Source organism: Natronomonas sp. (assembly GCF_046483325.1).
In the GTDB taxonomy this organism is placed as follows: domain Archaea; phylum Halobacteriota; class Halobacteria; order Halobacteriales; family Haloarculaceae; genus Natronomonas.
Map to the genome: position 1 here is coordinate 1 of NZ_JAWODL010000056.1, position 10,227 is coordinate 10,227.

10 protein-coding genes are annotated in these 10,227 nt (G+C 68.6%); 3 read left to right on the forward strand and 7 right to left on the reverse strand.

What is annotated here, in order from left to right; translation table 11 throughout:
• The 4 genes from R6U53_RS15385 to R6U53_RS15400 form a co-directional block, all read right to left on the reverse strand.
• The coding region (locus R6U53_RS15385) for a branched-chain amino acid ABC transporter permease (RefSeq protein WP_410323257.1) at positions 1-1,171 on the reverse strand (1,171 nt) is incomplete at its 3' end.
• On the reverse strand, positions 1,168-2,061 hold the full coding sequence (locus tag R6U53_RS15390; protein WP_410323258.1) for a branched-chain amino acid ABC transporter permease: 894 nt from the start codon (positions 2,059-2,061) through the stop codon (positions 1,168-1,170). The genes R6U53_RS15385 and R6U53_RS15390, both read right to left, overlap by 4 nt.
• An 18-nt stretch (positions 2,062-2,079) precedes the next feature.
• Entirely contained in the window at positions 2,080-3,405 is a 1,326-nt protein-coding gene (locus tag R6U53_RS15395; RefSeq protein ID WP_410323259.1) for an ABC transporter substrate-binding protein, read from the reverse strand.
• A gap of 223 nt (positions 3,406-3,628) precedes the next feature.
• Positions 3,629-4,789, reverse strand: coding sequence for an NAD(P)/FAD-dependent oxidoreductase (locus R6U53_RS15400; RefSeq protein ID WP_410323260.1), 1,161 nt, complete (start codon positions 4,787-4,789; stop codon positions 3,629-3,631).
• 149 nt (positions 4,790-4,938) lie between these two features.
• On the opposite strand from R6U53_RS15400, the gene R6U53_RS15405 reads away from it, so the two are divergent.
• Positions 4,939-5,910 carry an ornithine cyclodeaminase family protein gene (locus R6U53_RS15405; protein ID WP_410323261.1) on the forward strand — a complete coding sequence of 324 codons (972 nt, stop codon included), beginning with the start codon at positions 4,939-4,941 and terminating at the stop codon, positions 5,908-5,910.
• Between the two features lie 80 nt (positions 5,911-5,990).
• Positions 5,991-7,088: an NAD(P)/FAD-dependent oxidoreductase gene (locus R6U53_RS15410; protein WP_410323262.1), complete on the forward strand. Its 1,098-nt coding sequence runs from the start codon at positions 5,991-5,993 to the stop codon at positions 7,086-7,088.
• Between the two features lie 197 nt (positions 7,089-7,285).
• Here the strand turns inward: R6U53_RS15410 and queC are convergent, their stop codons facing one another.
• From queC to R6U53_RS15425, 3 genes are all read right to left on the reverse strand, one after another.
• Complete coding sequence (gene queC / locus R6U53_RS15415) at positions 7,286-7,975, reverse strand: 7-cyano-7-deazaguanine synthase QueC (RefSeq protein WP_410323263.1); 690 nt, start codon at positions 7,973-7,975, stop codon at positions 7,286-7,288.
• A 112-nt stretch (positions 7,976-8,087) separates the two neighbouring features.
• Positions 8,088-8,864, reverse strand: a complete 777-nt coding sequence (locus R6U53_RS15420) for a 7-carboxy-7-deazaguanine synthase QueE (RefSeq protein WP_410323264.1) — start codon at positions 8,862-8,864, stop codon at positions 8,088-8,090.
• A complete protein-coding gene (locus R6U53_RS15425; protein ID WP_410323265.1) occupies positions 8,864-9,325 on the reverse strand; it encodes a 6-pyruvoyl trahydropterin synthase family protein in 462 nt (153 codons plus the stop codon). Before R6U53_RS15425 ends, R6U53_RS15420 begins: the two co-directional genes overlap by 1 nt.
• Before the next feature lie 500 nt (positions 9,326-9,825).
• On the opposite strand from R6U53_RS15425, the gene R6U53_RS15430 reads away from it, so the two are divergent.
• A partial coding sequence (locus tag R6U53_RS15430; RefSeq protein ID WP_410323266.1) for an aconitase family protein occupies positions 9,826-10,227 on the forward strand: 402 nt, incomplete at its 3' end.

A 10,227-nucleotide genomic window follows, 5' to 3' on the forward strand; every position in this document is an offset into this window, starting at 1 on the left:
GTACTGGGAGCTGTTCTTCGGCGCGCTGCTCATCGGCGTCGTGTTGTACTTCAAGCGGGGGGCCGTCGGTGGGCTCCTGCTGCTCCGCGACCGACTGCTCGGAGACGGCGAGGACGGCGACGAGCGCTCCGGCGGGACGACGGAGCACGGACCGGCCGACGGCCCCCCGCTTGAAGTACAACACGACGCCGATGAGCAGCGCGCCGAAGAACAGCTCCCAGTACGCGTCGAGCGTCGGGAAGCGGCTGATCCCCCAGCGGAGATACAGGAAGATGAACGCGCCGACGATCGGCCCGGAAAAGTAGGTCGCGCCGCCGATCACGGTGGCGATGACGGCGATCGCGCTCGTCGACCAGTGCGTCAGACCCGGGGAGGCGACGCTGGCGAGTTCCGCGCGCAACACGCCGGCGATCCCGACGATCGCCGCCGAGAGGATGAACGTCATCCAGCGGTGATGCCTAACGTCGATCCCGAGCGCGGCGGCCCGGTCGGGGCTCTCGCGGATCGCCTTACAGACGGTGCCGAACGGGGAGTTGACGACGCGCCACACCCCGTACGTCGCGGCGAGCACGACGGCCGTGGTGAACGCGTAGTACGTCTGTCGAGCGCCGATCCGGACGCTCCCGCCGCCGACGTCGACGCTCCCGAGGAGGACGATGATCCCGTCGGTCCCGTTCGTCAGGCCCGCCGGGTCTTGGATGATCAGCGAGTAGCCCAGCATCCCGAACGCGAGGGTGATCAGCGCGAAGTAGATCTCCTCTAATCGGACGCTGAGCCACCCGACGGGCACCGCCACGACGACGACGAGCGCGAGGCCGACGGCGCCGCCGACGAGGAACGTGACGAGCGGGGCGACCCCGGACCCGACGACGTCGGCGATGACCGGGCCGAGGTCCCGCAACACGATCGCGATCCCGTACGCGCCGCCCGCGTAGAACAGGCCGTGGCCGAACGACAGCAGGCCGGTGTAGCCGTACAGCAGGTTGAAGCCGAGCGCGAACAGCGCCACGACGAGGAAGTCGGTGAACAGGTAGATCTGGAAGGACGGCCCGAACGCCAGCAGTATCAGGCCCAGCGCACCGAGGGCCCCGAACCGTTCGCGGGTCCAGCCGTCGGCGACTGCCGATCCGAACTCGCGGACGCGGTCGCCGACGTCGGTCGTCGCGCTCATTCGCCGATCCCTCCGAAGAGCCCCTCGGGGCGGAACAGCAACACGATCACCATCGCGAGGAACGGGATGGCGATGCTGCCGGCGCTGATGAACTGCGGGCCGAGGCTCTGCATCATGCCGATGAGCATCGCACCGACGAACGCCCCGCTGATGGAGCCGAGCCCGCCGATGACGACCACGATGAACGCGTCGATGATCACCTGATCGCCGAGCGACGGGCTGGTCGACTGCAGCGGCGAAGACAGCGCGCCGCCGAGGCCGGCGAGCACGCTCCCGAGGAAGAAGACGGCGGTGTACAGGCGCGGCACGTCGACGCCGAGCATCGACGCCATCTCGCGGTCCGAGGAGGTGCCCCGTACGAGCGAGCCGAAGTACGTTCGCGTGATGAACAGCCAGAGGCTCACCAGCACCGCGACTGCGAGGCCGATGACGACCAACCGGTACGCACTGAAGGTGCTCCCGCCGAGCGACACCGAGAAATCGAACACGTTTGGCGGGTCGATCGAGTAGGATCCCGAGCCCCAGACGAATCGGATCCCCTCGTGGATCACGAGAACGAATCCGAACGTGACGATGAGCTGGTCGAGGTCCGCGTCGGCCCGGTCGTACAGCGGTCGGATCGCCGCGAACTCGATGCCGGCGCCGATGACGCCGACCGCGAGGGCGCCGACGATGACGGCGAGCCAGAAGCTGTCGACGACGCTCGTCACGACGGCGAGCGTGACGTACGCGCCGAGCATGTAGAAGCCGCCGTGCGCGAAGTTGAGAACGCCGAGCACGCCGAAGATGAGGCTCAGCCCGACGGCGATCAGGAAGAGCCGACTGCCGAGACTCAGCCCGATGACGACGTCAGAGACGCCGATCAGTGGAACGAGAGATGGTAGGCTCATGGAAAACACGTCGGCGGGTTAGATTCCCGCCGGAAGGTCGGAGTCGCCGAGCGCCTCAGACAGCTCGTCGGGGCCGGCATCGTACGTGTTGACGGGGTCGAGCACGTTGCTCTCCCACTCGTCGTCGTACGAGACGGTTCCCCAGATGGACGACACCGTCGCCTGATTGTTCTCGCTGAACTGGTAGTCACCGACCGGTCCGGAGTGTTCCATCCCGGTGAACTCCTCGACGAGGGCGTCGGCGTCGGTGCTTCCGGCCGACTCGATCGCTTCCTTGTACAGGTGGACGGCGCGGTACGCTCCTTCGGCGTTGTACGTCGGGAGCGATTCGTGCTCCTCGTAGTACGCGTCCCGGAACGTGTTGTTCGCCTCGGTGTCGGGGACGAACGGGTCGTACCGGGTCGAGGCGTACTCGCCCTCCGGGAGCGGGTTCCCGTCGCTCGCGAGGTCGGTCCCCATCCCGACGCTGAACAGCGTGTGGTCGATCTGGTCGAACCAGCCCGCGTCCTCGGCCTGACCGATGAAGGTGGTGAGGTCGGCGCCCCACAGGGGCGTGAGGACGGCGTCCGGTTCTGCGTCGAGGATCGAACTGATGTACGGCGTGTAGTCGCCCGTCGCCAGCGGCGGGAACTGCTCGGCCGTGAACTCGGCGTCGACGCCGAGCCCGGCACAGAAGTCCTGGAAGTAGTCCCACGTCTCGTAGCCGAACGCGTAGTCGGGCCCGATCGTCGCCCACTCCGTGGCGTCGAGTTCGGCGGCGGTCATCGCGGCGCCGTAGATGTCCTGTGTGAGGTTGTTGGAGTCGCGGAACACGTAGTCGTTCCCGACGGAGTCCTCGTGTTCACCCTCGGGCGAGGTGACGAACGGCGTCGCCGCGTGCGTGATCATGAACGGCATCTGGAGCTGTGCCGCCTGCGGCGCCACGGCCTGTGCGACCCCGCTGGAGTCGAGCCCGAACAGCCCGTGGACGTCGTCCTCCTCGACGAGGCTCCGCATCTGCTGGATCGCCGTGTCGGCGCTCGCCTCGGTGTCGCGGACGATCACCTCCACGTCGCGCCCGTCGATCCCGCCGTCGTCGTTGATCTCCGACTGGGCCATCTCGAGGCCTCGCTCGGCCGCCTCGCCGTACAGGGAGGCGAACCCCGAGAGAATGTACGTCGCCCCCAGCCGAACCGGGCCGTCCCCGCCGTCTCCGCCCGAACAGCCCGCCACCGCGACAGTCGCGCCGGCGCCGGCGACCTGCAGGAAGCGCCGCCGACCGACCGGCGATCGGCTTTCCGAATTCCCGCCGATATCTCGTGTCCGGTTTCGGTTGTTTTCTTCATCCGAGCTTGAACTTACCATTGTTAACGATTGTCCGTGTGTGTCCGTTCTATATAAACATGCAGGTCGATAACAGGCACCGTTCTGTCGTCGATCGGAGTCTGTGGGCGTCGGTGGACTGCTAGCCGACGCGTTCGACACCGGCCGCGTCGGTCGCACGCGAAGCGGACGATCCGGCGACCGCGGTGACCCGGGCCGCGGCGACCGCGACGTCCCGGCGCGAGACGCGAGCGCGTCCCCGCGCTCAGGCGACGCTTCGCTCGGCGAGCGTCTCCCCGCGCTCGAACCGCTCCCGGGCGAGCGCCGACACGTCAGCGACGTCGGTCTCGCCGTCGAGGAGGAGGTCGGCGACGATTCGCCCGGTCGCGGGCGCGTGCTGGAACCCGTGACCGGAGAACCCCGCAGCGGTCACCAGCCCCGGCACCGACTCCTCGACGATCGGGTGATGGTCCGGCGTGACCGCGTACAGGCCCGCCCAGCCGCGCCGGATGCGGGTCTCCGGTCCGAAGTAATCGACGTCCCTCCCGGCCTGCTCTACCGCCTCCGCCGCCCAGTCGATGTCCAGCCCCGTGTCGTAGGCGTCCGGGTCGGCGTCGGGATCAGTTTCGGCGAAGTGACCGCCGACGAGCGCGATCCCGTCACGCTCCGGCCGGAAGTACGCTCCCGTGTCGAGGTCGATAGTCAGCGGGGTCGACTCGGGGACGGGCGTCGACGGCTCCACGACCGCGATCTGTCGCCGTCGGGGCGCGATCGGCAGGTCGACGCCGGCCAGTTCGCCGACCCGCGCGGCCCACGCGCCCGCCGCGTTCACGACGCAGTCGACGTCCCGCCGGTCGGTCTCTCCATCCGTGCCGACGTCAACGCCGACCACGCGGCCTCCTTCCCGGTGGACGTCCGTGACGGCGGTCCCCGTTCGCACGTCGACGCCCGCCTCCCGGGCGGCGGCGGCGTAGCCCTGCACGGCGAGGTTCGGGTCGGCGACCCCGTCGTCGGGGTTGTACGTCGCCGCGACGAACGGCTCGGGGTCGATCCCCGGGCAGCGCTCGACCGCCTCCGCTGGCGTGAGAAGCTCCGTCGCGGCGCCCAGGTTCCGCTGCATGCTGACGCTCTCACGGAAGTGGTCGGCGGTCGCCTCTGTCCGCGCGAGGAACAGGTAGCCGTTCTTGCGGAGCCCGATGTCGACGCCGAACCGCTCCTCGAACGCGTTCCAGACCGGCTTGCTGGCGAGCGAGAGTTCGACGTTGACCCGCGTCGAGAACTGCGACCGGATACCGCCGGCCGCGCGCGCGGTGCTCCCGGCCCCGAGCGATCCGCGCTCGCACAGCGTCACGTCCGCGCCGCGGTCCGCCAGCTCGTACGCGGCTGCGAGGCCGACGATCCCGCCGCCACAGACCAGTACGTCCATGGCTGCCCCTCGCTCCCCGTCGATATAAGCGCTGGCGGCCGTGCCGGTGCTGGACGCGGGGTCAACGGCGCGGCTCGGCGCGCGACGGCGTCGAGTCGCGGTCGGTCCGTGGATCACAGCTAAGGAGGTGGGAGGTAACGTCGACAGTCATGGTACTGCTGCTCTCCGAGGAGGAGGTCTCCACGCATCTCGACCTTTCGGCGCTCGTCGACGTGGTGGGAGAGGCGCTCGACAAACAGGCCGCGGGGGACGTGGAGCGCCCCGACCGTCCGCACTTCCCGGTCGGGACCGGCCTCGACGGGGACGGGCCGACGGGAACCGGCATCGCGATGCCCGCGTACATCCACGGCGAGGAGCAGTACGCCACGAAGCTGGTCGGGGTCCACGAGGGGAACGCCGACCGCGGGATGCCGACGATCAACGCGCAGATCGCCCTCACCGACGCCCGGACCGGGCGTCCGGAGGCGTACATGGCCGGCACGACGATCACCAACGCCCGCACGGGCTGTCTCGGGGCGCTCGCGGTCCGCGAGCTCGCTCCCGAGACGGCCACGCTCGGCGTGATCGGCGCGGGGGCGCAGGCCCGGTGGCAGACCCGCGCCGTCGCGACCGTGGTCGGGCTGGACGACGTCCGGATCTACTCGCCGAGCGACTCGCGGGTCGCGTGTGCCGACGACCTCACGGCCGAGGGGATCCCGGCGCGGGCGGTCGACACGCCGGAGGCGGCCGTCGCGGGCGCCGACGCGGTGGTGACGGCGACGACCGCGACGGCGCCGGTCTTCCCGGCGGACGCGATCGACCCGGGCGCGCTGGTCGTGGCGGTGGGAGCGTTCACCGCCGAGATGCAGGAGCTGGATCCGGCCGTGCTCGACGGCGCGGGGACGGTGTTCGCGGACGTGCCCGAGGAGGTCGCCGAGACCGGCGACCTGCTCGCGAGCGACCTCGGCGTCGCGGACCTCGTGCCGTTCGGCGATCTGGTCGGCGGCCGACGCTCACCGACCACTCCGGCGGCCACGTCGGTGGTCGTGAGCGTCGGCTCCGCGACGCTCGACGCGGCCGCCGGGGCGTCCGTCTACCGGCGCGCGGTCGAGGCCGGCGACGGGACGGACGTCTCTTTGTGAAGCAGCGACAAACGAGTCGTCCCACCGCGTCGGACCGGCCCGTGGACAACGTTTATTTGTCGGTGAACACCTGACACGCCATGGATCCAGTCGTTATCGTCGGGGGCGGCGTCGTCGGCGCGAGCCTCGCCTATCACCTTCGAGACGATCCCCGTCCGGTCGTGCTGTACGAGCGCGACGCGCTCGGCTCGGGCACGTCGGGGGACTCCGTCGCGATGTTCGTCTGGCACCAGTCGGCGCCGGATCGGTCGAGCCACCGGCTCCGGTCGCGCTCGTGGGACCGCTACGAGCCGTTGATCCGGGACGGAACGCTCAGCTTCGAGCGGATCGGAACGCTCGACGTCGCCGAGACCCGCGAGAAGGCCGAATCGCTCCGCGAGGTCGCGGGGACGCTCCGGGAGTTCGGCGCGGAGGCGACCTTCCTCGAACCGGACGAGCTGGCCGAGCACGGCCTCGACCCCGACTTCGGATGCGGAGCGATGGCGACCCCGGCCGACGGGTACCTCGACCCGTCCGAGATCATCCGGTACTTCGTCGGCGAGGCCGACGTCGCCGTCGAGACCCAGACCGCGGTCACCGACGTTCGCACGCGCGACGGCGGCGTCACCGGCGTCGAGACCGAGGACGGGGTCCGGTCGGCGGACGCCGTGGTGAACGCCGCCGGCCCGTGGGCCCCGACCGTGAACGACGGCGTCGACGTGTCGCTCCCCCTCCGCCACAACCTGGGACCCGTCGTCGTGCTCCGCACGGACGACCCCTTCTCGCTCCCGTTCATCCAGTTCGGCGACGGCCTCTACTTCCGGGGAGAGGGTCGGACGCAGGCGTTCGCAGGGAAGTACGGGGCCGACTACGAGGACGCGGCGCCGCTGGATCCGACGAACGCCCGGTCGGTCGACCACGAGTTCTACCTCGATATCGACGCACGGATCCGGGAGGCCGTCCCCCGGCTCTCGGGGGCGGAGCTCGGAAACGAGTGGGTCGGCGTTCGGACGCTCACCCCCGACGGCGTCCCGATCGTCGGCGAAACCGACGTCTCCGGCTACTTCGTCGCGGCGGGGATGAACGGTCTCGGCATCACGCTCGCGCCGGCGGTCGGCGAGTTCCTAGCGACCGCGATCCGAGGCGGGGACGTCGACGCGGAGCTGCGGTCCTACCTGTCTCCGACGCGGTTCTCCTGACGTCGTCTCGGCCGCCCCCGTCGACAGTCGGGACGCTCTCGGCCGCCCCCGTCGACAGTCGGGACGTCGATTCACTGCGACGCCGCGCCGAACGACGCGTCACGCGTTCGTGATCGCGCTCCCCCGCGTCCACGTAGGCCACGCCAGCGATCGGAACGGGACCGCCGCGGCAGCGGGAGTCGCGTATCACACACCGTTCACGAGAACTCGGGGCGTTCCGCGTACGCGATCGGATCGCGTGACCCGGCGTTCCGGAACGCTTCGAGCCGGAACGCACACGCGTCACACGTCCCGCACGCCGGTTCGCTGTCCCGGTAACACGACCACGTCAGCTCGTACGGCACGCCGAGTTCCAATCCCCGTTCCGCGATCTCCGTTTTCGACCACTCGACGAACGGCGCTTTCACCTCGATCTCCGTCTCCGGTTTCGTGCCGACGTCGATCACGCTCTGAAAGGCGTCGAAGAAGGCCGGGCGACAGTCGGGATAGCCGGAGAAGTCCTCCGAGTGCGCGCCGATGAACAGGGCCTCCGAGTCGGTCGCCTCCGCGTACGACGTCGCCATCGACAGCAGGTTCGCGTTTCTGAACGGAACGTACGACGTCGGGATCTCGTCGCTCTCCAAGTCCGCGTCGGCCACGTCCATCTCCTCGTCCGTCAGGCTCGACGCCCCGATTTGGGCGAGGTGTTCGGTTTCGACGTGGAGGAAGTCAGCCGCATCGACCTCCTCAGCGAGGGCTTTCGCGCACTCGTACTCCTTGTCTTCCGTGCGCTGGCCGTACGACGTGTGCAGGAAGTACGGCTCGTATCCCTGTTCTATCGCCTCGTAGACGGCCGTCGCGCTATCCATCCCGCCGGACGCCAGAATTACCGCGCGTTCGTTGCTCATGTCTGCTCAGTCGCGTCGAATCGATTGTCGCTCTGTGCACCACCCCACGTCCGACGCCCGCACCGCACTCGCGGCACCGCGCGACGTCGATCGGAATCTCGTCGTGTCGTGCTCATGTCCCGGGCGCGTCGTTCCACAAGTCCACGTGGAGCCGCGGCGTGTACCGGTACCCGCACTCCAACGCTAACTCGGCGACCTCGCTTCGCGTCCCATCGAGTTGCTCCCGCGTCACGCCCTCCGGCATCAACAACACGTCATCATTCGCTACCGCCGTCGCCGTCGCCGCTCTCACTCGGTCAACCAACTCCGTGATCTCCGGCAGATCCGACTCGTCCGTCACGACGAATTTCAGTTGCGTCTGGTACGCGTCGACCATGCTGGAGAGCGCATTCATATCGATCCGATTCTCTTCGTGTTTCTCTTCCCATTCGCCGTCGCCTTTCGGGTCCCGAGCCGGCGTCGGCGTGCTGCTCGCCAGTTTCGGGCTGATACTCGCCAGGTCGATCGGCGCGTCCCGGTAGACCGTCCCGTTCGTCTCCACCGTCGTGTGATACCCCTCGGCGGCCAGCCGCTCTAAGAGCTCGACCGACTCCTCGTGGATGAGCGGCTCCCCGCCCGTGAGCACGACGTGGTCGGCCCGCTCGTGTGACTGGACCTCCTCGACGATCGAGTCGACGTCGCGCCACGCGCCGGTCGGCTCCCACGACGTGTGGTACGAATCGCAGAACAAGCACCGGAGGTTACACCCCGAAGTCCGAACGAAGACGGAGGGGACGCCCGCGAGCGTGCCCTCGCCCTGCAGCGAGTAGAACACCTCGTTGATCGGGAGCCCCTCACCGGCCGCGTCGGCGTCGGGTTCGGACTCCTCGACGTCACTTGCGACCGGCATCAGTAGGTCGCACAGAGCTCGCCGGTCTCGCTCACCGACACCGACACGTCCGAGACGGTGTCCGGGAACGCCTCGACCATCCGCCGTTCGAGCAGGACGCTCATCACCTCCGCCGTCGGCGGGTGATCCAAGACGACGAGCGCGTCGCCGTCACCGGACGCCTCGAACGCGTCGACGAGCGGGTCGCCCTCCTCGACGAGGAACCGGTGGTCCCACGCGTCGATGACATTCGTCACGTCTCCTTTGTCGACGACCCAGCCCTCCTCGGTGAGTTCCCCGGTCACCTCGACCGTGATCTCGTAGTTGTGGCCGTGCGGGCGCGAGCACTTCCCGGCGTGATGCAGGATGCGGTGACCGGCACTGATCCGAATCGGGGTATCCTCCCCGATCCGCAGCGTCCGTCGGCCCGCCTCGCGAATGGCCTCCGACCGAGGGTCGTCTCTCGATAAACTTCGAACCATACCCGAAGAATATTCGAGGAATAAATAAGCGTTGAGTTTCGGTCTCGCGTCGACCGGGCGCAGCACGTCCCTGTTGTGAACCCGGTCGGGTGGGCGCTGGCGCTTCCGCTGGCCCCGGTAATCACTGTGATCCACTCCATGGGACGGTCGCGGGAATCCTGAACCCGCCGGAGACGTTCCGCGTGACGACGAAAGTCGGGAGCAAGTGACTCGCGACATCCGACCGCGAACGTGAGTCGCAGTCGGGTAGCGAGGCCGCGTCGAGACGGGCGCTCGTCGAACGAGAGCACGGGTTCCCCGTTTCCGCACGCGAGGAGAACCCGACGCGACACTCGACGGCCCGACCTCGATGAGACGCATCGCGGGACGGCAGCAGAGATCGACTGCGACACGTGCGCGAGGATGCAGGATACCGACGGTCCCGATACTCGGTGTCACAGTGGCGTTCCGTATGTCACCCGGAGGGACAATTCAAGGGGCAAGTTACCGTATTACAAGGTATGGACAAATTGGACCCGTTCGACGCGATCCGCGAAGTCGAGCTCGACGGCGCCTCCTACAAGATGGCCGACCTCACGGTCCTCGAAGAGGAGGGCCTCTGTGAACTCGACCGGCTCCCCGTCAGTATCCGCGTTCTCCTCGAGTCCGTTCTCCGCAACGTCGACGGCGAAAGGATAACCGCCGAGGACGTTCGGAACGCGGCCTCGTGGAAACCCGAGGTCCCGAACGTCGAGCTCCCGTTCACGCCCTCCCGAGTCGTCTTACAGGACCTCACCGGTGTCCCCGCCGTTGTCGACCTCGCGGCACTCCGATCGGCCGTCGACCGCAAGGGCGCGGATCCGACCATCGTCGAGCCGGACGTCCCGTGCGACCTCGTGATCGACCACAGCGTGCAGGTCGAC

Bases quoted from the DNA above. Each gene is read 5' to 3' on its own strand.
- R6U53_RS15390 (WP_410323258.1), bottom strand. From the start codon at position 2,061: ATGAGCCTACCATCTCTCGTTCCACTGATCGGCGTCTCTGACGTCGTC.
- R6U53_RS15395 (WP_410323259.1), bottom strand. From the start codon at position 3,405: ATGGTAAGTTCAAGCTCGGATGAAGAAAACAACCGAAACCGGACACGA.
- R6U53_RS15400 (WP_410323260.1), bottom strand. From the start codon at position 4,789: ATGGACGTACTGGTCTGTGGCGGCGGGATCGTCGGCCTCGCAGCCGCG.
- R6U53_RS15405 (WP_410323261.1), top strand. From the start codon at position 4,939: ATGGTACTGCTGCTCTCCGAGGAGGAGGTCTCCACGCATCTCGACCTT.
- R6U53_RS15410 (WP_410323262.1), top strand. From the start codon at position 5,991: ATGGATCCAGTCGTTATCGTCGGGGGCGGCGTCGTCGGCGCGAGCCTC.
- queC (WP_410323263.1), bottom strand. From the start codon at position 7,975: ATGAGCAACGAACGCGCGGTAATTCTGGCGTCCGGCGGGATGGATAGC.
- R6U53_RS15420 (WP_410323264.1), bottom strand. From the start codon at position 8,864: ATGCCGGTCGCAAGTGACGTCGAGGAGTCCGAACCCGACGCCGACGCG.
- R6U53_RS15425 (WP_410323265.1), bottom strand. From the start codon at position 9,325: ATGGTTCGAAGTTTATCGAGAGACGACCCTCGGTCGGAGGCCATTCGC.